Origin of the sequence: Ensifer sp. LBL, from assembly GCF_050435225.1 — a bacterium.
GTDB lineage: Bacteria > Pseudomonadota > Alphaproteobacteria > Rhizobiales > Rhizobiaceae > Ensifer.
The window spans coordinates 130,656-149,303 of record NZ_JBNDJY010000003.1; the positions used below are offsets into that span (position 1 = coordinate 130,656).

Annotated in this window: 19 protein-coding genes; 10 read left to right on the plus strand and 9 right to left on the minus strand. The window is 63.2% G+C overall.

Annotated elements, in window-relative coordinates; translation table 11 throughout:
- Positions 1 to 321: 321 nt before the first annotated feature.
- From OKW20_RS12320 to OKW20_RS12345, 6 genes are all read right to left on the minus strand, one after another.
- Positions 322 to 1,125 (minus strand): formyl transferase, encoded by an 804-nt coding sequence (locus tag OKW20_RS12320; protein ID WP_429172523.1) that lies wholly within the window; start codon positions 1,123 to 1,125, stop codon positions 322 to 324.
- Between the two features lie 45 nt (positions 1,126 to 1,170).
- Positions 1,171 to 1,350: a hypothetical protein gene (locus tag OKW20_RS12325; protein ID WP_429172524.1), complete on the minus strand. Its 180-nt coding sequence runs from the start codon at positions 1,348 to 1,350 to the stop codon at positions 1,171 to 1,173.
- 376 nt (positions 1,351 to 1,726) lie between these two features.
- Positions 1,727 to 2,500, minus strand: coding sequence for a pyrroline-5-carboxylate reductase (locus OKW20_RS12330; RefSeq protein ID WP_429172526.1), 774 nt, complete (start codon positions 2,498 to 2,500; stop codon positions 1,727 to 1,729).
- Between the two features lie 48 nt (positions 2,501 to 2,548).
- Positions 2,549 to 2,824 (minus strand): metal/formaldehyde-sensitive transcriptional repressor, encoded by a 276-nt coding sequence (locus OKW20_RS12335; RefSeq protein WP_043619696.1) that lies wholly within the window; start codon positions 2,822 to 2,824, stop codon positions 2,549 to 2,551.
- 21 nt (positions 2,825 to 2,845) lie between these two features.
- Positions 2,846 to 3,856, minus strand: coding sequence for a CDF family Co(II)/Ni(II) efflux transporter DmeF (gene dmeF / locus OKW20_RS12340; protein WP_429172529.1), 1,011 nt, complete (start codon positions 3,854 to 3,856; stop codon positions 2,846 to 2,848).
- Positions 3,857 to 3,955: 99 nt separating this feature from the next.
- Entirely contained in the window at positions 3,956 to 4,576 is a 621-nt protein-coding gene (locus tag OKW20_RS12345; RefSeq protein WP_429172531.1) for a DUF1638 domain-containing protein, read from the minus strand.
- Between the two features lie 39 nt (positions 4,577 to 4,615).
- On the opposite strand from OKW20_RS12345, the gene OKW20_RS12350 reads away from it, so the two are divergent.
- The gene (locus tag OKW20_RS12350) at positions 4,616 to 4,774 is read left to right on the plus strand and encodes a hypothetical protein (protein ID WP_043619700.1); all 159 of its coding nucleotides are present in this window, start codon (positions 4,616 to 4,618) and stop codon (positions 4,772 to 4,774) included.
- Positions 4,775 to 4,942: 168 nt separating this feature from the next.
- Here OKW20_RS12350 and OKW20_RS12355 read toward each other — a convergent pair whose 3' ends face one another.
- Entirely contained in the window at positions 4,943 to 5,638 is a 696-nt protein-coding gene (locus OKW20_RS12355) for a corrinoid protein (protein ID WP_034788208.1), read from the minus strand.
- A gap of 334 nt (positions 5,639 to 5,972) precedes the next feature.
- Here OKW20_RS12355 and OKW20_RS12360 point away from each other — a divergent pair, with 334 nt between their 5' ends.
- From OKW20_RS12360 to OKW20_RS12385, 6 genes are all read left to right on the plus strand, one after another.
- Entirely contained in the window at positions 5,973 to 7,547 is a 1,575-nt protein-coding gene (locus tag OKW20_RS12360; protein WP_429172533.1) for a trimethylamine methyltransferase family protein, read from the plus strand.
- Positions 7,548 to 7,654: 107 nt separating this feature from the next.
- Positions 7,655 to 8,359 (plus strand): ferredoxin, encoded by a 705-nt coding sequence (locus OKW20_RS12365; protein WP_429172535.1) that lies wholly within the window; start codon positions 7,655 to 7,657, stop codon positions 8,357 to 8,359.
- 153 nt (positions 8,360 to 8,512) lie between these two features.
- A complete protein-coding gene (locus OKW20_RS12370; RefSeq protein WP_429172537.1) occupies positions 8,513 to 9,040 on the plus strand; it encodes a hypothetical protein in 528 nt (175 codons plus the stop codon).
- A 90-nt stretch (positions 9,041 to 9,130) separates the two neighbouring features.
- Positions 9,131 to 9,880: a phosphodiester glycosidase family protein gene (locus tag OKW20_RS12375; protein WP_429172540.1), complete on the plus strand. Its 750-nt coding sequence runs from the start codon at positions 9,131 to 9,133 to the stop codon at positions 9,878 to 9,880.
- 123 nt (positions 9,881 to 10,003) lie between these two features.
- The gene (locus OKW20_RS12380) at positions 10,004 to 10,531 is read left to right on the plus strand and encodes an RNA polymerase sigma factor (protein ID WP_429172542.1); all 528 of its coding nucleotides are present in this window, start codon (positions 10,004 to 10,006) and stop codon (positions 10,529 to 10,531) included.
- On the plus strand, positions 10,528 to 12,576 hold the full coding sequence (locus OKW20_RS12385) for a vWA domain-containing protein (protein WP_429172545.1): 2,049 nt from the start codon (positions 10,528 to 10,530) through the stop codon (positions 12,574 to 12,576). Before OKW20_RS12380 ends, OKW20_RS12385 begins: the two co-directional genes overlap by 4 nt.
- A gap of 357 nt (positions 12,577 to 12,933) precedes the next feature.
- On the opposite strand, the gene OKW20_RS12390 is transcribed toward OKW20_RS12385, so the two are convergent.
- Entirely contained in the window at positions 12,934 to 13,281 is a 348-nt protein-coding gene (locus OKW20_RS12390; protein ID WP_429172547.1) for a hypothetical protein, read from the minus strand.
- Between the two features lie 229 nt (positions 13,282 to 13,510).
- On the opposite strand from OKW20_RS12390, the gene OKW20_RS12395 reads away from it, so the two are divergent.
- From OKW20_RS12395 to OKW20_RS12405, 3 genes are all read left to right on the plus strand, one after another.
- Entirely contained in the window at positions 13,511 to 14,146 is a 636-nt protein-coding gene (locus OKW20_RS12395) for a helix-turn-helix transcriptional regulator (RefSeq protein ID WP_429172549.1), read from the plus strand.
- Between the two features lie 105 nt (positions 14,147 to 14,251).
- Positions 14,252 to 15,382 carry an aminotransferase class I/II-fold pyridoxal phosphate-dependent enzyme gene (locus OKW20_RS12400; protein WP_429172552.1) on the plus strand — a complete coding sequence of 377 codons (1,131 nt, stop codon included), beginning with the start codon at positions 14,252 to 14,254 and terminating at the stop codon, positions 15,380 to 15,382.
- Between the two features lie 167 nt (positions 15,383 to 15,549).
- Complete coding sequence (locus OKW20_RS12405; protein ID WP_429172554.1) at positions 15,550 to 17,517, plus strand: acyltransferase family protein; 1,968 nt, start codon at positions 15,550 to 15,552, stop codon at positions 17,515 to 17,517.
- 90 nt (positions 17,518 to 17,607) lie between these two features.
- On the opposite strand, the gene bmt is transcribed toward OKW20_RS12405, so the two are convergent.
- Positions 17,608 to 18,624, minus strand: a complete 1,017-nt coding sequence (gene bmt, locus OKW20_RS12410; RefSeq protein WP_429172556.1) for a betaine--homocysteine S-methyltransferase — start codon at positions 18,622 to 18,624, stop codon at positions 17,608 to 17,610.
- Positions 18,625 to 18,648: the final 24 nt, after the last annotated feature.

The window sequence follows — 18,648 nt, forward strand, 5'->3', positions numbered from 1 at the left end:
CCTGCATGTTTGCTTTGATCGGTGCCGATCAAAGGCCGAAAACATGCAGCACTCCTAAGCGCTAAAGCGACCTTTGTGCGTCTCATCAGACGCGCGGCGCTGTAGTGCGACAATGCGCATGTCCCGGCGTCCGGGCTCATCTCGCCACGACGTCGGATATGTCCAAAAACGACGCTCGCGCAGATGCCATATCAGACGTCTTGGCGGTGATGCGCAAGTCGCAGTTGAGCCGCTTGTTGTGGGCAGGAGCCGCGGTCGTGGATTGCCCGCAGTATCAGGCTTTTAGGCTGCAGCCGGCTGATGCAAGCGAAGGGATTTCGCCTACCAGATCCGACGCGTCAGGCCGTTCCATACCCAGGTCCAGATCGGCGGGTGATACCATTGCCGTGACGGACCTGCGACATTGACGGTCCGCAGTTTTCCATCGAGCGCATCGGCAACCGCGGCAATCGCGATCTCCGTCGAGGCGGCTGTCTGCAGCAGCGGATAGGTGTGCATCGTATCGTCAGGGGCGGGGTTTTGCCGCGACTGGTAGAGCACGTCGCCTGTGTCGACGCCCGCATCGACCAGATGCACGGTCGCCCCGAAGTTTTCGAGGTCGTTGTTGACCCGCGCCCAGTAGCCGCCCATCAGGCCGCGATAGGCGGGATTGATGCCGGCGTGGAAATTGAGGACCGGGCAGGGCATCGCCGCCAGTGTCGCTGCTTTCAGCATGCGGCAACTGATGAGGAAGACAACGTCGGGTTCGAGCGCGCGGATCTGCGTTATGGCGTCGGCGTCATTCACCGAGGCGACGGCCTTGATCGGGATTGAGGAGTCGGGTTTTCCCGAGACCTCGTAGGTCGCGAGAATCTCTTCGGCGCGTTTTCGGGTGAAGCGCTTGCCGAATCGCGAGGCGACCATGGTCGCAAGCTGCCCCAGCGCCGTCAGCCAGCCGAGCTTGCCGGCGCGGCGGCGCAAAAACAGGCCCTTCGATTCCGGTTGCTCCTCCACGACGGCCACCTCGGCGAAGCGGCTTGCGAGCGCGTTGATCATGATCCATGGGTTTTCGCCGCCCGCCGTCACCACGACGACGCGGCCCGGGCGCTTGCCTGCGGCTTGGTTCTGGCTGGCGATTTCGGTCATGGCGGCCCCGCGGATGAACAGGGCCGAGTTATGAAGGCTTGCCCGTTACCGCCGGCTTAACTGGTTCCAGTACCATTCGGCGACACCGCCGCCGAGCACGACGAGCGCCACGGATTCGACCATCTTCACGTCATCCGAAAGGCTGCAGACCGTGCCGACGACCAGCGAGAGCAGCAGCCCGGCGGCGCAGCCGATGGCGTAGGGCAGGTAGTCTAGCAATTTCACTGGCGCCTCCCGTCCCAGACGCAGCTGTTGCGCACCGGGATGTAACGTAGGGTAGCGCAGATATGGGGATTAGGAAGGGCTTATTTTTCGTTGCAGGAGCGAGCGCTCACGTAAGCCGCTGCGCTTCGCTCAGCATCGGTGGACGAGGTTCGCCGGAGTACTTGCAAACAGGATTGCCCCTCACCCTAACCCTCTCCCCGCAGGCGGGGAGAGGGGACGTGCCCCGACCTTGTTTCGCCAAGCATACCGCAGCCGGGCCGGAAATGGTGGCGCTTATCGTTGGTGGCGTCGGGCCTGCGAATCTCCTTCGCCCCGCTTGCGGGGAGAAGGTGGCCGGCAGGCCGGATGAGGGGCATTTTTCAGGCGATTCGGATCGTCACGACGCCGCGGTGATCCGCCGGTGTATGGCCCCGAGACTTTCCCTGAACTTTTCGAAGGTGCCGTGCTCCGTCAATTCCCGCAGCACCTGTTCGTTGATACCGCCGCGGGTGGCGTAGTCCTCGGCCAGATGGGCGAAGCTTGCGTCCGGCGTCGTTGCCGGTGCTTGGCCGAGTGCGCCAAACAGGCTGGCCACATAGTCGCGGCCCTTCGCGTCGTCGACGCCGTTGTCCTTTAGCCAGCTATGGATCGTTTCCAGGTATTTGAAGTAGCTGGCATAGGTGGCGGTCGCCACACTCAGCGCATCGAACTCGCTTTCGCTTGCAACCTCGATCGCCGTGCCGAGCCGGCCGAAGAAGGCTGCCATATCCGGATCCGGCGGGAAGATGATCGTCGGCCCCTGACGGATCGCGATCATCGGCATCGGCAAGGCTTTGGTCACCCGCTTTGCCGGGCCGACCATGGCGGCGATCTCGTCGCAGGAGAAGGTCGCGATCAGGCTGACGACGTGGTGATCCGGGCGGAAGCGCAGGGCGGGCAGGACATCACGGGCGATCTGCGGCCGGACGCCGAGCATGACCGTGTCGCATTGATCGAGCACCGCCTGGTTGTCATTGGCAATCCGCACATCGGCAAATCGGGCGGCAAGGCCGGAGGCGATCTCTTCGTTGCGGGGCGACAGCACGACCGAGGTAGTGTCGCCCTCAAGCGTCTTGAGGCCGGTGACGATCGCCGAGGAGAGGGCGCCGGTGCCGATGAAGCCGAGTTTCATGGGTAATCCTGTTGCCTGAAATTGCGTTGGTTCGACCAGTCTGTGCGTCTATTTCATATAGGCGCGCACCACGTCCACCAGTTCGGCTGCTGCTTCATCCCGGTCCTTCTGCGACAGGTCGGCTGCGGCCAGATGCATGTGGATATGGTCTTCGACCACTTCCGCCATCAGCCCGTTGACCGCGCCGCGAATGCCGGCAATCACCTGCATGACCTCGGCGCAACCCTTCTCCTCTTCCAGCATCCGCTCGACCGCCTCCATCTGGCCGCGCAGGCGGCGGACCCGGTTGATGAGTTTCTGCTTCTCGCGGATCGTATGGGTCATCGGATACTCCGGTTTCGGGCGCTATGCGGCCCTTGGTTCCACCTCGACGGTCACATGCGACAAATCGTGGATGGCGGCAAGCTTCTCGCGATAATAGGACGGCGCCTGCGGATTGTCGGCGACGATCGAGACGATCGCGCCGTGGTGGCCGGGCCCGAGTTGCCAGATGTGCAGATCGACGATTTCGGCATCTTCCCTGGCAACGATCTCGCCGATCTCGTCCGGCAGGTCTTCGCCTTCAGGAATGTAGTCAAGCAGGGTCGCGCCGGTGTCGCGGATGAGGCCGAAGGACCAGCGGGCAATGACGAGCGCGCCGACGATGCCCATGGCGGGATCGAGCCATAGCCAGCCGTAGATCGCGCCCAAAGCAAGAGCGACGATCGCAAGGACCGAGGTCAGCGCGTCGGCGAGAACGTGCAGATAGGCGGCGCGCAGGTTGCGATCCTGGCCGCCTTGATGCCCCTGGTGCCCATGATGATGCCCATGATGATGCCCATGGTGATCGTGGTGGTGATGGCCGTGGTCGTCCTTCAGCAGCCAGGCGCAGACGAGGTTGACGATGAGGCCGGCAACGGCAACGAGGATCGCCTCGTGGAAATCGATCGTGACTGGAGAACCGAGGCGGCGCAGGCTTTCCCAGCCGATCAGAAGCGCGATCAGCGCCAGCACGATAGCGCTGGAGAAGCCCGCGAGATCACCCAGTTTCCCGGTGCCGAAGGTGAAGCGGCGATTGTTCGCGTGCTTGCGCGCATAGAGATAGGCAAGCGCTGCAATCAGCATCGCGGCCGCGTGGGTGGACATGTGCCAGCCGTCGGCAACCAGCGCCATCGAGCCGAAGACCTGTCCGGCCGCGATCTCGACCACCATCATCGTCGCGGTCACGGCAATGACGATCCAGGTCCGCCGCTCGTTGCGCTCGTGATTGCCGCCAAGGAAGACATGATCATGGCTGGCCGCGAGCACGCGCGCCTCGTCATGCGAATGCCCGTGGTGAGCGTGGTGGTGATGATGGTCGTGCTCGTGATTGCCCATGTCGATGCCTCCAATATGATATAGGGGGGTACCCTATATGGAGGGCAGTGTAAAGTCTCTGTTTCGGGCCTGCGATTTCAAATTGATGATGTCGCTAATTCAAGCCTTCAGCAGCGACGTCGTCAGGTCGCCATAGCCGGTGAAGCGGTATTCGTATTCGAGGCCCAGTCGTTCGGCCGCCTTCTTGGCCTTCTCCTGCAAGCCCGCGTCTTCCTGCTGCGAGAGATAGACCAGCTTGCGGTAATGGCCGAAATACATGTCCCGGAGTTCCGGGTTCCGGTCGAGGCCGAGCGGTTCGATGACGAAGGCTTCGAACTGGCGGGCGAGGAAGTCGGTGAGGAAGAAGGCGGTGATGTCGTCGTCCCAGCGGCGGGCGAAATCGTCGTTGCCGGCAAAGAAGGAATAACAGTGCGGGCCGGGGATACGCTCGACCTGTTCTTCCTCCAGCAGCCGGTCCAGCTGGCCACCGGTGCCGCAGTCGGCATAGGCGACGAATATGCGCTCAAACCCTTGCGCCCGGGCCTTGGCGATGGCGTCACGAATGCCCGGCGTGATCTTGTCGGGGGTGTTGTGCCAGATGGCGGGCAGACAGTTGAGGTCGATATGGGCGAGCCCGTTCGCCTCGCAGATCGCCAGGATTTCGCGGGCGATGGCGCCGCAACCGATCACGTGAACTTTTTTAGGTTGTGCACGTTCTATTGGCGGCGATATTTTTTCCATCTTGATTCCACTTGGCTCTCAACGGGAAGGAACCTGACCATGACAGTAAAGACCCTTGCGATCGTCGGCGCCGTCCTCGTCGCCCTCTCTACGCTCACTGCCTGCGGCAACACCATTCGCGGCATCGGGCAGGATACCGCAAACACGGTGAACGCGACACAGGCGGCCGGCAAGAAGGTCGCACACTCCGTCAATTAACGCTGCCTCGAAGAGCGCCGCTTCCCAGCGCATGTCGGTTCCCGGTTTCGGCGAAACGATGAGCGGATAGGGTGCATTGCGCCCGGGCAGCGGGCCTGCCGGACATTAAAAAGCCGGCCGCGGATGTCACCTCTGCGGCCGGCTTTGTCATTTCGGGCCGTCCGAAGCTCAGCCGGCCAGGCGGTTGTGCTTGCGCTTCATGAAGTCCTTGGCGGTTTCGACGGCGATCGCCGCATCGCGGCAATAGGCGTCGGCGCCGACGGCCTTGCCGAATTCCTCGTTGAGCGGCGCACCGCCGACGAGAACGACGTAATCGTCGCGCAGGCCCTTTTCCTTCAGCGTGTCGATGACGACCTTCATGTAGGGCATGGTGGTGGTCAGAAGCGCCGACATGCCGAGAATGTCCGGCTGCTCGCGCTCGATGGCTTCGAGATAGTTTTCAACCGGGTTGTTGATGCCGAGGTCGACCACGTCGAAGCCCGCACCTTCCATCATCATGCCGACGAGGTTCTTGCCGATGTCGTGAATGTCGCCCTTGACGGTGCCGATCACCATCTTTCCGAGCTTCGGCGCGCCGGTTTCGGCGAGCAGCGGGCGCAGGATGGTCATGCCGGCCTTCATGGCGTTGGCCGACAGCAGCACTTCCGGCACGAACAGGATGCCGTCGCGGAAGTCGATGCCGACGATGCGCATGCCTTCGACCAGCGCCTGCGTCAGGACGTCATAGGGCGTCCAGCCGCGCTTGAGCAGGATGTTGGTCCCGTCCTCGATTTCCTCCTTCAGGCCGTCATAGAGGTCGTCGTGCATCTGCTGCACGAGTTCTTCGTCGGAAAGGTCCTCGAGAATGATTTCATCGTCTGCCATATTGGGGTTCCTCGGTTCCTGGCACGGTCGCGCGAAATTTTCGGACGCGTCCATCAATCCATAGCGGTCGATGTCTAAAAATCTGTTTTCGAAAGCGACGTCGCATATGACAAAAAGCGACGGGAGTGCGGCTTCTTTTGCCGCCTGTATATTCTTAACAAAAACAATATATTCGCGCCACGCGGTTTTTGCGCCCGCTTGTCGCCGCTCGGCAGTGTTCGAGTTGCGCCACGCCTTGGCGCATTGAGACCCGCAAGGCCCCTGATGCTTGGTAGCATTAGGGCAAATTGATGCTTGAAGGCGCAAAAAGTGATGCGCGGGAGAGGAAAAGCGAATGAGCGACGTGACAGATCAGGGCGCGGTTGAAGGCGGCGGTCGCCGCGCACGCGGCGAGGGACGGGGAGCAGCGGCGCGGCGCGCATCGCGCACCGGCGGCGGCCCGGGGCCGTCACTGCCCTATATCCAGCGCAAAATTCGCGAATACGAGGTCCTCGACGAGGAAGGCCTGCAGCTGATCGAGCGCAATGCCGACACCATCCTTGAGGAAATCGGCATCGAATTCCGTGACGACGCCGAGGCGCTCGAACTCTGGAAGCAGGCCGGCGCCGACGTGCGCGGCCAGCGCGTGCATTTTCCGAAAGGTCTTTGCCGCGAACTCCTGAAGACGGCACCTTCCGAATTCACCTGGCATGCCCGCAATCCCGAGCGCAGCGCGAAGGTCGGCGGCAAGGCGACGATCTTCGCGCCGGTCTACGGCCCGCCCTTCGTGCGTGACCTTGAAGGTGTGCGGCGCTATGCGACGATCGAGGACTTCCGCAATTTCGTGAAGCTCGCCTATATGGCGCCGTCGATGCATTCGTCCGGCGGCACGGTCTGCGAGCCGGTCGACATTCCGGTGAACAAGCGTCACCTCGATATGGTCTACAGCCATATCAAGTATTCCGACAAACCCTTCATGGGTTCGGTGACCGCGCCGGAGCGCGCGGAAGACACGATCGCCATGGCGAAGATCGTCTTCGGTGACGACTTCGTCGAAAACAACTGCGTCACGCTCAACCTGATCAACGCCAACTCGCCGATGGTCTTCGACGAGACCATGGTTGGTGCGCTGAAGGTCTATGCCCGCCATAACCAGGCCTGCGTTCTCTCGCCCTTCATCCTCTCCGGCGCCATGAGCCCGGTGACGGTCGCAGGCACCTTGACGCAGATTCTCGCTGAAGTTCTCGCTGGTGCCTCCTTCACCCAGCTCATCCGCAAGGGCGCGCCGGTTCTGTTCGGCACCTTTGCCGCCTCGATCTCGATGCAGTCGGGCGCGCCGACCTTCGGCACGCCGGAGCCGTCGCTGGTCTCCTATGGGGCGGCCCAGCTCGCCCGTCGCCTCAAGCTTCCCTTCCGTACCGGCGGTTCGCTCTGCGGCTCCAAGGTTCCGGACGCGCAGGCGGCGCACGAATCGGCCAACACGCTCAACATGACGCTTCTTGCCGGCACCAATTTCGTGCTGCATGCGGCAGGCTGGCTCGAAGGCGGTCTGATTTCCTCCTACGAGAAGTTCATGATCGACCAGGACCAGCTCGGCATGATGCAGAAGATGGCTGAAGGCGTGGACCTTTCGGAAAACGCCCAGGCGCTGGACGCGATCCGCGAAGTCGGCCCGGGCAGCCACTATCTCGGCTGCGCCCATACCCAGGCCAATTTCCAGACGGCCTTCTACCGTTCGCCGCTCGCCGACAACAACTCCTTCGAGCAGTGGGAAGTGGAAGGCGAAAAGCGCATCGAGCAGCGCGCCAATGCGCTGGCCCGCAGCTGGCTGGAACATTACGAGGCGCCTTACCTCGATCCGGAGATCGACGAAAAGCTCAAGGCCTTCATCGAGAGCCGCAAGAACTCGATGCCCGACGCTTTCACCTGAAAGGGTCCCGAGCGAGCCAGGGAGCAAGGCGGCGCGGCGCAGGTGGCTGACATGATCCAGAAGGAGGTCTGGCGCCCGCATTATGAACATCAGGGGCCGAAACCGAAATGACGGCGCCTTCCGCAAATGCGGACAAGACACTCGAAACGATCCGTGCGGCGCTCGCGCCGCACGGTCTTTTTTTGCGCGGAACCGTGAACTTCGCCTCCGGTGAGGCTGCGCCGCTGCTTTCCGATGGCCGTCCGGCGGCAAGCGTGGTGCTGATCGGCAATATCGGCGGCTCGCTGTGGCAGCCCTTCAGTGCCTGGCGGGATGGTCTCTCCGATCGCGGCGGTGCCGATCCTCTGGACACGTGGTCGAAGGCGGTGATCCAGCCGATCGCCGCAGCCTGCGGTGCGACCGCCTATTTCCCATCCGACCCGCCGTGGCAGCCGTTCCAGCAATGGGCGATGCGGGCCGAGGGTCTGAAGCCGTCGCCATTGGGCATCCTCATCCATACGCGATACGGCCTTTGGCACGGCTATCGCGGCGCGCTCGCCTTCCGTATGCCTCTTGCAGAAACAGGCGAGCGCGCGACAGAGCATCCCTGCGACAACTGCTTAGGAAAGCCCTGCATCTCAGCCTGTCCGGTGGGCGCGGTCGCCGATGAACGCTTCGATGTCGGGCTCTGTCGCAGCCATCTGCGCACGGATGCGGGCAGGGCCGGTTGCCTCACAAGCGGCTGCATCTCCCGGGCGGTCTGTCCCGTCGGCAGCCGGTATCGCTACCCGCCCGAGCAGTTGCGCTTCCATATGTCTGCGCTTGAAGTGTGAGCGCCGGTCTCCACTCTGGCGCGCAAAGATGGTGCAAATCTCCAAAATGACTAAAATTGGAGGTGTCGTGGAAAGGTAATATTATCGAATTTATAACGATCTGGACGGCGTGGCGTTGGAGTCCATCGTATGAGAGGTAGCCCAGTCGTATCCGTGAGCAACTATCCTCCGCACCTGTCGCGCGAGGACGTGCAAGCGCAGATATCTCGGCTTGACAGTATTCACGCTGCCAACAGCCAGGTTCTGGAGGACGCTTTCAAGCGCCTTCTGGCGATCGGCGCCGGCCATGCGGCCGTCATCACCGCCTGCATTGCCGGCTTCGATGCGCTGGTGGACCGATCGGTTCTTACCGGCGATCTTCTGCCCGATGCCATCGACATCCTCAGGAAATTTGCGCTTACCGTCAGCGCGCTCGGCCTGTTCCTCACCTTCCTTGCTATCGGCAACAATTACGGCGAAGTCCAGAAGGAAGCCAGGCGCCATGCGGTGAAGGTGGCAACGACGCTCAGAGAGAAGCGGCTGCTTTTGTCGCTGTCGCAGGATGTGCTGAACCGCGATCCCAAATCCTATCTGCTTGCAGGCGTCGGGGGCTTTGCCTGCCTTTGCGCGATCTTCGGCCTTGCAAGTCTCGCCGGCATCGCCGGTCTCGTCACCACCATGGCGGCGATCGTCGGCGGCTAGTCGCCAAGCGTATGATTTCGCCTGTGCCCGCGCCAGAATAAGCCGCAATCTCAGGCATGCTTGGCGGCTGATTCGATTGGACCTTTCGCCATGCCGCTTTTTCCAAAACCCTTTCTCGTCGGTGCCGTTCTGTCGGCCGGTCTTGCCGGGCCTGCGCTCGGTGCCTGCCGCGATGTCAGCCATCTTGGTCAGGACTATTTCGCCTGCAGCTTCGACCCGGCAACGAGCGATATCCGCCTCTACAACAAGGATCAGGCCGGCGTGCCCTTCCGCTCGTTCCGGGCGCTGTCGCTCGAACTGCGCCATCGCGAAGAATATATGAGCTTCGCCATGAACGGCGGCATGTATCACGACGATCTGTCGCCGGTCGGCCTGCATATCGAAGAGGGGCGCGAGCAGGCGCCGCTGAACACCAATTCCGGGTGGGGCAATTTCCACCTGCTGCCGAACGGGGTGTTTTATGTCGGTGACGGCAGGGCGGGGGTGATGGCGGCGGATGCCTATCGCGATGCCAAGCTGACGCCGCGGTTTGCCACGCAGTCAGGGCCGATGCTGGTCATCGACGGGAAGCTCCATCCGCGCTTCCTGCCCGACAGCACCAGTTACAAGACCCGCAACGGCGTCGGCGTGACGAGCGAAGGCGAGGTGGTTTTCGTCGTCTCGAAGCGGCCGGTGCGCTTCCACGATTTCGCGACGCTGTTTCGCGATACATTGGATTGCCCCAATGCGCTCTTCCTCGACGGCACGATTTCGAGCGTCTATGCGCCTGATATCAACCGCCACGATCGGCTGTTTCCCATGGGCCCGATCATCGCCGTCGTCGGAAAATTTCCACGCTGATCGCCGTTCAAGCGAATGGCGGAGCGGGATTTTTCGCTCGCTCGAAGATTTTTTTGTTTTTGGCCCAAGGAATGATCGACCTCCAACGTCTAAGGTTCAAATGAGGTGAGGGCGGGCACGGATTTGGACGCTGAACTCGTCGAAAAGGCGGTAGGTGGAGACCGGCAGGCTTTCGGCCAGCTGGTCGAGCGACACTATGATTTTGTCCATGCGGTCGCCTGGCGCTGGTCGGGCAATGTCTCGGACGCGGAGGACATCGCCCAGGATGTCTGCCTGCGACTGGGGGCGGCCATTCGCGGCTTTCGCGGTACCAGCCGGTTTCGCACCTGGCTTTATACGCTGACGCTGAACGCCGCGCGCGACCATCGGCGGCGGCAGGTGCGCGATAACAGCCGCATGCAGGCCTATGCCAGCGAGCAGGCGACGGCAGCACGCCTTGAGGATCCCGACGAGGAACAGCGCGAGGCGCTCTGGAACGCGGTCCGGGAGCTGCCGGAGAAGCAGTGCGATGCGGTGCTGCTCGTTTATGCCGAAGGCTTGAGCCATGCGGCAGCGGCCGACGTGCTCGGCTGTTCGGAGGCAACGATTTCCTGGCATGTGCACGAGGCGCGCAAGCGCCTGAAGACATTGCTCGGCAAGGAGGCAGTGTGACGATGAGCGACGATTTCGAAAAGCTTGGCCGGATCAATCCGCCGAAGGCTTCGCCGGAAGCGCGCGCCCGTGCGCTTGCCTTGGCCATGCAGGCCTTCGACGAAGCCGAAGAAAATTCGAATGCCACCCAAGGATCGGTTCGGCCGGTTCGTCAAAGCTCCATCTTCAACCGGATATGGAGCCCTATAATGAACCGGAAACTGCTTGCAGGATCGGCGCTGGCAACCCTTCTCGTCGTGCCCGCCGCCGCCTTCCTGACGCTGGAACTGACACGCGACGGTGCGCCCTTCGGCGAACGCGCGCAGGAAATCGCGCTGAAGGACGAGGCGAAGAAGGAAACGGAGCGCCAGAAGCCGGAGCCGCAGATGGCGGCCAAGAAGGCGGCTGCCGAAGAACGTGCGCGCCAGCAGGAAGCGAAAACCGTGGAGGCGCCCGCGACCGTAGAGGCCGAAAGCGAGGCTGCGGCCCCTGCTGCGCAGGCCGATGCGATGGCCAACAGTGTTGCACGCGACAGCGTCGCTCCGCTCTCGGCCGTCGGCGGTGCGCAGCCGCAGATGACATACCTGCCGGCCCCCGTGGTTCAGGAGGAGCTGATCGCCGCACCCCAGGAAAACCGCGAGCGCTTCGGCAAGGCCGACAGCAATCCGGTGAAAAGCGTCGCGACTGACCCGATCTCGACCTTCTCGGTCGACGTCGACACCGCATCCTACGCCTTCGTGCGCCGCTCGCTGATGGAAGGGCAGATGCCGGAGCGCGATGCCGTGCGCGTCGAGGAGATGGTCAACTACTTCCCCTATGACTGGCCGCGGCCTGCGAGCGCTGCCGAGCCCTTCAAGGCGACTGTGACTTTGACGCCGACGCCCTGGAATGGTGGCACGCGGCTGATGCATTTGGCGATCAAGGGTTACGACGTCGTGCCGGCGGAAGCGCCGAAGGCGAACCTCGTCTTCCTGATCGACGTGTCCGGCTCGATGGACGAGCCCGACAAGCTGCCGCTCCTGAAAGGCGCATTCCGGCTGCTGGTCGAGAAACTGAAGCCCGAGGATACGGTCTCGATCGTCACTTACGCGGGCAACGCCGGGACGGTGCTTGAGCCGACGGCAGTCAAGGACAAGGCGAAGATCCTTGCAGCCATCGATACCTTGCAGCCGGGCGGCTCGACCGCCGGCGCGGAAGGGATCGACGCGGCCTACGGGCTTGCCGAAAAAGCCTTCGTCAAGGGCGGGGTCAACCGCATCATGCTGGCGACGGATGGCGACTTCAATGTCGGCCCGTCGAGCGACGAGGACCTGAAACGGCTGATCGAGGACAAGCGCAAGAGCGGCATCTTCCTCTCGGTGCTTGGCTTCGGCCGTGGCAACTACAACGACGCGCTGATGCAGACGATCGCCCAGAACGGTAACGGCACGGCCGCCTATATCGACACGCTGGCCGAAGCGCAGAAGACGTTGGTGGAGGAGGCGGGGTCCTCGCTCTTCCCGATCGCCAGGGACGTCAAGCTGCAGGTGGAGTTCAATCCAGCGGCGATCGCCGAATACCGGCTGATCGGCTACGAGACACGCGCCTTGAAGCGCGAGGACTTCAACAACGACAAGGTGGACGCCGGCGACATCGGTTCCGGTCACAGCGTGACGGCGATCTACGAGGTGACGCCGAAGGGCAGCCCGGCGGTGCTGAACGACGACCTGCGCTATGCAGAGGCGGAAAAGTCGGCGGCTGAAGCGACAGGAAACAGCGGCGAGCTCGCCTTTCTGAAGATCCGCTACAAGAAGCCGGATGGCGACAAGAGCGAGCTGATCACCACGCCGGTAACCGAGACGAATGCGGTGCCGTCGCTCGCCGAGGCGTCCAATGATGTCCGCTTCTCGGTGGCCGTGGCCGCCTTCGGGCAGAAGCTTGCAGGGGTGACGGCGCTCGCCGACTATTCCTTTGACTCAGTCATCGATCTGGCCGCAGCCGCCAAGGGCGCCGATCCGTTCGGCTATCGCGCCGAGTTCGTCAATCTGGTGCGGCTGGCCAAGGGGCTCAGCGGTTCCGGGAAATGAGCTGAGGAAGCCCCCGCGGCGAGGGCGTGCCCCTCATCCGCCTGCCGGCACCTTCTCCCCGTCATGACGGGGAGAAGGGACAAGCGGCGACCGTTTCGCCCACGTGAAGGCTCAGATTGCTCCTGACGTTGAGGTCTGTCCGTGGAGCGTGCGCCCAGCGGCTCTCTCGCCGCTTGCGGGGAGAGATGTCCGGCAGGACAGTGAGGGGCATGCCTCAGGCGCGAGGGTCGATCGCAGCGAAGATGAATTAACACCTGCGATCTGGCACCCAAGGGGCGCCCAGCGGCTCTCTCCCCGCCTGCGGGGAGAGATGTCCGGCAGGACAGTGAGGAGTGCGCGCCTCGATCCGCTGTTGCCTCAGGCCTTCGGAAAGGCGCGATCCAGCCCACCGGCCTTCGACAGGCCCGCCTTGAACGCCTGGTAGGCTGCATGCTGGCTGGAGCGGCCGGCTTCCATCAGGCGTATCTGCAGGCGTGCCGGTGCATGGCTGCCGAGCCACTGGCCGAGCTTTTCGAGTTTCAGCGAATTCAGGAACTTCGCCTCCGAGGAAATGTCGAGGTGGCGGTAGAGGCCGTCCATCAGACGCTCGTCCTGCTCGGGATTTTCCATCAGCAAACGCAGGAAGGACTGGTCGGCTTCGCTGAAAGTCCCGAATTTTTCGGCGACGGTGTCCCGGTCGGGAAAGGAGGCTGGGCCGGCGTTCATGTCACTGTCTCCCGTCTGCGGCCGCGCGGTGCGTTCTGCGGGACGCAAAGGCGCGGTGTGGCACTTTGAACCGCTGCATGATCTCGTCCTGGGTGGCGAGGGCACAGCGAATCTCTCTTCCATCGGGGATAGGCCAGCGGCCACGGGGGCGCAAGCGGCGGGGAATATGCAGGTATTGAACATATAGTCCAATATTGACAAATGATCCAAGTGTGGGCATATGCGGCCCATGACCATTGCACCCGCCTTCGCCTCCATCCTTGCCACGCACGCGCCGACCGCGGCTGCAATCAGCGCGCTTCTTTACCCGCATGGGGAAGTGGTGCTGCACGACCTGAAGACCGGTACGATCGCGGGGATCTGGAACTGCTTTTCCGGCCGGGCGGTCGGCGAGGACTCGCTGATCGAAGAGGAGTTTTCAGCCCTCGGCAGCACCGACGCGGTGCTTGGTCCCTACGAGAAGACCGGCGGGGATGGCCGGCGCTTCAAGTCGATCTCGGCCGTTTTGCGCAACGGCGCGGGAGAGGCGATCGGTCTGCTCTGCATCAATCTCGACATGTCGATGATCGATCAGGCGGTGAAGCTGCTCTCGGCTTTCGCCGGCGCCGAGCAGCCCAGGCCGCAGGCACTGTTTTCGCGCGACTGGCGCGAGGAGATCAACGCGACGCTGCATGGCTGGCTGAAGGAGCGGGGGCTGGCGCTCTCGGCACTCAAGCGCGGCGATCGCGTGGCGCTGGTGGCAGCGCTCGACGAACGCGGGCTGTTTCAGACGCGCAATGCGGTCGATCACCTTGCCAGCCTCATCGGCGCCTCGCGCGCGTCGATCTACAATTATCTCGCTGCGGCCCGCGGCGAGGCGCCCTGATTGCAAGCCGCACTGTTTCCGCATGGAGAGCGGTTTGCAGCTCTCCGGACTTGCCTGACCCATAACCGTTCGCGTGCGCCTCAGCCGCGCGAGGAGGAACTATCGATGACGACCTTGCCCGATTTCCGGCTCGAAACCCATTTCTCCCGCTGGGAGTTCAGCGCCCGCCACCATATGACCGCGAGCGACAGCCAGACGACCAGCATGCGCGATCTTCTGGCGCTCGCCGACGATGACGACCGCGCCGCCTGGGACAACATCACGCTCGGCTATACCGAGACCTATGGCGCGCCGGCGCTGAGAGCAGCGATCGCTGCGACCTATGAGGGGCTGACGTCTGCCGATATCCTCTGCTTTGCCGGCGCGGAAGAGGGGCTCTACTGCGCCATGCTGGCGCTGCTCGGGCCGGACGACCACGCGATCGTGACGGTGCCGAACTACCAGTCGATGGAGACCCTGCCGGTGACGATCACCGGCGCGGTCACTGGCGTGCCGCTTCGCCCGGAAAACAACTGGCGGCTCGATATCGCCGACGTGCGCGCTGCGCTGAAGCCAAACACGAAGCTGATCTGTGTGAATTTCCCCAACAACCCGACCGGCGCGATTGCCGACCAGGAGACCTTTGCGGCGCTCGCAACGCTCTGCACCGAGCGCGGCATCCATCTCTTCAGCGACGAGGTCTATCGCGGTCTGGAGCGCGACGCCTCGTTGCGCCTGCCGCAGGCGGCGGAACTTTTCGAGCGCGGAATCTCGCTCAACGTCATGTCGAAGGCCTACGGGCTTCCGGGTCTCCGGATCGGCTGGATCGCCTGCCGCGACCGTGCCCTGCTCGAACGCATGGAGAAGATGAAGCACTATCTGTCGATCTGCAATTCGCGGCCGTCGGAAGTGCTGGCGACGATCGCGCTCAAGGGGCGTGCCGTTATCCTTGATCGCAACCGGGCGCTGGTCGCCGCCAATCTCGAAAAGCTCGGCGCCTTCTTTGCCGAGTTCCCCGACCTCTATGAATGGCGTGCGCCGGACGGCGGCTGCGTCGGCTTTGCCCGGTATCTGGGCGCCGACGGCGTCGAGAACCATTGCCGGGGGCTGGTGGAGGAGGCGGGCGTCTTGCTGTTGCCGTCGAGCCTCTTCGTTTCCGACCTGCTGCCGGTCGCGACCGATCGCTTCCGCGTCGGTTTCGGTCGCAAGGATATCGAGATCGGGCTCGAAGCCTGGCGCCGGCATATTCGCCGATAGCCCCAGTGTCGCCATCTTCGGCCTGCCTGTTACCGCAGGTCCCGCTCCGGGGCACATGCCCCGGAGTTTTAGAACGCACGCATGTGGATACGGACCGCGCGACAATGGTTCCATTGTCAAGATTGTGTTAACGAGCGGCCCCCGCCACCCGAGTGTTTCCTCTGCTGATGCGATACAGACCCGAAATCGATGGACTGCGCGCGCTTGCCGTCGTCCCGGTCCTGCTGTTCCATGCCGGCTTCGGCCTTGTCTCTGGCGGCTTTGCCGGCGTCGATGTCTTCTTCGTCATCAGCGGCTATCTCATCACCGCCATCATCCAGCGCGAAATCGGCGACGGAAACTTCAGCATCGCCCGTTTCTACGAGCGCCGCGCCCGCCGCCTGGCGCCGGCGCTGCTGCTGGTCTGCGCCGTCTCGATCCCCTTCGCGCTGATGTGGATGCTGCCGGGAGAGCTCAACAGCTTCGGCAAGAGCCTCTACGCGGTAAACCTGTTCGCCTCGAACTTCTTCTTCTGGGACCAGACCGGCTATTTTGCGCCGAGCACGGCGCTGCTGCCGCTGCTGCACACCTGGTCGCTTGCGGTTGAGGAGCAGTTCTATCTGGTCTTCCCGCTGCTTCTCTTGCTCCTTCACCGCTACTCGCAGGCAACGCTGCTGAAGGTGGTTGCGGCGCTCGTGCTGCTGAGTTTTGCGGCAACGCAGATCTTTGCGAACCTGGACCCGGCCGCGAATTTCTACCTGCTGCCAAGCCGCTTCTGGGAACTTGGCGTCGGCGCGCTGCTTGCGCTCGTCGGCGTCGAAAAGCTCAATCTTTCGAAAGGCAGCCGTGAGCTTCTCTCGGGCCTCGGCCTGCTGGCGATCGTCGCGAGCTACGTCTTCGTGGTGGAATCCGCCTTCTATCCCGGCTGGACGACCGTGCCGGTGGTGCTGGGCGCGGCGCTGGTTCTGGCCTTCGGCCGCAGTGATACCGTCGTCGGTCGATTGCTGTCGCTGAAGCCGCTGGTCGCAATCGGGCTCATCAGCTACAGCCTCTATCTCTGGCACCAGCCGGTCTTTGCCTTCGCGCGTTTGCGGTCGATCGAGGACATTCCGGCCGAAGGCTATGCATTGCTGGTCGCGCTCTGCTTCGTGCTTGCCTATCTCAGCTGGCGTCTCGTCGAGCAGCCTTTCCGCAAGCCGGGCCGTTTCAGCCGTCGCACGGTTTTCGGTGCGACGTTTGCCGCCGGATCGGTCGCGATCGCCTTCGGCTTCACGCTCGACGGTTCGGACGGTCTCGCCGCCCGGAACCGCGAACTTGCGCAGCTTTCGGAACCGAGCGTCGGGCTCGGCAAGAAATGCGATGCTGTCGCCGACCTGCGCTGCGCCTCTAACCCGAAACCCGAGGTCGCGGTCTGGGGCGATTCCTTCGCCCGACACCTCGTCGACGGCATCATCGCGTCGAAGCCGGACGTGCGGCTGGTGCAGCTTGCCAAGAACAATTGCGGGCCGTTTTTGAACCTGTCGCCGATCATGCCGCGGCTCGGCCGCGACTGGTCCGACGATTGCGCCCACTACAACGAAGAGGTCCGCCGCTTTCTGCTTGCGAACCGGTCGATCCGCTACGTCGTGCTGTCCTCGCAGCTCAGCCAGTACCTGAAGGAAGACAAGGTGCTGGTCGACGGCCGCAACGAAGTGACGACCGAGACAAAGCTTCTCATCGACGGCCTGCGGGCAACGTTCGCCTGGCTGCGTTCGAACGGCTTCGAACCCGTCTTCGTCGCGCCGACGCCGCATGACGGCCGCGATACCGGGCTCTGCGTCGCAAGAGCCCGTCTGCTCGGCCTGTCGGACCAGCAATGCGAGCCGGCACTGAAGACCGTTCGCGAATATGACCGCGATGTCCTGAACGTGGTGGCGGATATCGCCGACGAGTATCCCGTCGTTAGCTTCATGGACTACCTCTGCGACGACGACAGCTGCAAGATCGAGGACAAGGGCGTCGCGCTCTTCGAGGATTTTGGGCACTTTTCCAAGGAAGGCTCTCGCCAGATGGGGCGCGCCTTCGATTTCTACCGCGCCTTCATCGAGGCGGCGAAAGGCAGGCCCGTGGCCGCGCGGGCAACGGACGCCAAAGCCTTCGACAACGCCGCCCTTTAGGGACAGCCGCCACATCGACGCATGAACGAAAACGCCCCGGATCTTTCGATGCCGGGGCGTTTGCTTGTCAATCTGTCTTGCCTGGCTTGATCAGGCGCGGCGGCTGCGGCGCTCGCGGGCAGGCGCGGCCGCCGTTTCGTTGGCGGTCTTGTTGCGCAACGGGCCGATCTTTTCGATGATCAGGTCCAGCGTCGGGCGCTCGCGGCGCACATGTTCATCGAGCGCCACGCGCATGGCGGCAAGGTGGCCGCAGGTGGTGCCGCAGCAGCCGCCGATGATCTTGGCGCCGGCATCGGCCGCAAGGCGCACATATTCGGCCATCAGCGGCGGCGTGCCGGAATAGTGGATCTCGGAGCCGCGGAATTCCGGGATGCCGCAATTGCCCTTGACGATCACGGTCGCGCCGGGGGCGGCCTCGGTCATGTCGAGCAGCGAGGAAAGAATGTCGGAAGCACCGACGCCGCAATTGGCGCCGACGGCGACCGGGCCGTCACCGAAGTCGGTCGCAACGCCATGGATGTCCTTCGGATGCAGGCCCATCATCGTCTTGCCGGCGGTGTCGAAAGAGCCGGTATAGACGTAGGGAAGGCCGACCTTGGCGGCCGCTTCGGCGGCCGCACGGATTTCGTCGGGCGACGACATGGTCTCGATCCAGGCGACTTCGGCGCCGCCGGCCTTCAGGCCCTCGATCTGCTCGACAAAGGCTGAAACCGCATCGTCATAGGAGAGCGCACCCAGCGGGATCAGCAGTTCGCCGGTCGGGCCGACGGAGCCGGCGGTGATGACCTTGCGCGATGCCTTGTCGGCAACGGCACGGGCGATCTCGGCGGCGCGCTTGTTCAGCGCATGCACGCGGTCGTCGGCCTGGTGCAGTTTCAGGCGATGGCGGGTGCCGCCGAAGGTGTTGGTGAGGATAATGTCGGCGCCGGCGTCGACGAAATCCTGGTGCAGCTTGGTGATGTTCTCCGGCTTCGTCTCGTTCCAGAGTTCCGGCGCTTCGCCGGCCTCGAGGCCCATGGCAAAGAGCGACGTGCCGGTGGCACCATCGGCGAGAAGCACGCCTTTTTCGGCAAGCAGAGCGGAGAGGGCATTGGATGCTGCGGTCATCGGTTTTTCCCGGCTGGAACGTGA

Excerpts from the sequence above, each read along its gene's own strand:
- OKW20_RS12320 (WP_429172523.1), bottom strand. The coding sequence starts at position 1,125 with ATGACCGAAATCGCCAGCCAGAACCAAGCCGCAGGCAAGCGCCCGGGC.
- OKW20_RS12330 (WP_429172526.1), bottom strand. The coding sequence starts at position 2,500 with ATGAAACTCGGCTTCATCGGCACCGGCGCCCTCTCCTCGGCGATCGTC.
- OKW20_RS12335 (WP_043619696.1), bottom strand. The coding sequence starts at position 2,824 with ATGACCCATACGATCCGCGAGAAGCAGAAACTCATCAACCGGGTCCGC.
- dmeF (WP_429172529.1), bottom strand. The coding sequence starts at position 3,856 with ATGGGCAATCACGAGCACGACCATCATCACCACCACGCTCACCACGGG.
- OKW20_RS12345 (WP_429172531.1), bottom strand. The coding sequence starts at position 4,576 with ATGGAAAAAATATCGCCGCCAATAGAACGTGCACAACCTAAAAAAGTT.
- OKW20_RS12350 (WP_043619700.1), top strand. The coding sequence starts at position 4,616 with ATGACAGTAAAGACCCTTGCGATCGTCGGCGCCGTCCTCGTCGCCCTC.
- OKW20_RS12355 (WP_034788208.1), bottom strand. The coding sequence starts at position 5,638 with ATGGCAGACGATGAAATCATTCTCGAGGACCTTTCCGACGAAGAACTC.
- OKW20_RS12360 (WP_429172533.1), top strand. The coding sequence starts at position 5,973 with ATGAGCGACGTGACAGATCAGGGCGCGGTTGAAGGCGGCGGTCGCCGC.
- OKW20_RS12365 (WP_429172535.1), top strand. The coding sequence starts at position 7,655 with ATGACGGCGCCTTCCGCAAATGCGGACAAGACACTCGAAACGATCCGT.
- OKW20_RS12375 (WP_429172540.1), top strand. The coding sequence starts at position 9,131 with ATGCCGCTTTTTCCAAAACCCTTTCTCGTCGGTGCCGTTCTGTCGGCC.
- OKW20_RS12390 (WP_429172547.1), bottom strand. The coding sequence starts at position 13,281 with ATGAACGCCGGCCCAGCCTCCTTTCCCGACCGGGACACCGTCGCCGAA.
- OKW20_RS12395 (WP_429172549.1), top strand. The coding sequence starts at position 13,511 with ATGACCATTGCACCCGCCTTCGCCTCCATCCTTGCCACGCACGCGCCG.
- OKW20_RS12400 (WP_429172552.1), top strand. The coding sequence starts at position 14,252 with ATGACGACCTTGCCCGATTTCCGGCTCGAAACCCATTTCTCCCGCTGG.
- OKW20_RS12405 (WP_429172554.1), top strand. The coding sequence starts at position 15,550 with ATGCGATACAGACCCGAAATCGATGGACTGCGCGCGCTTGCCGTCGTC.
- bmt (WP_429172556.1), bottom strand. The coding sequence starts at position 18,624 with ATGACCGCAGCATCCAATGCCCTCTCCGCTCTGCTTGCCGAAAAAGGC.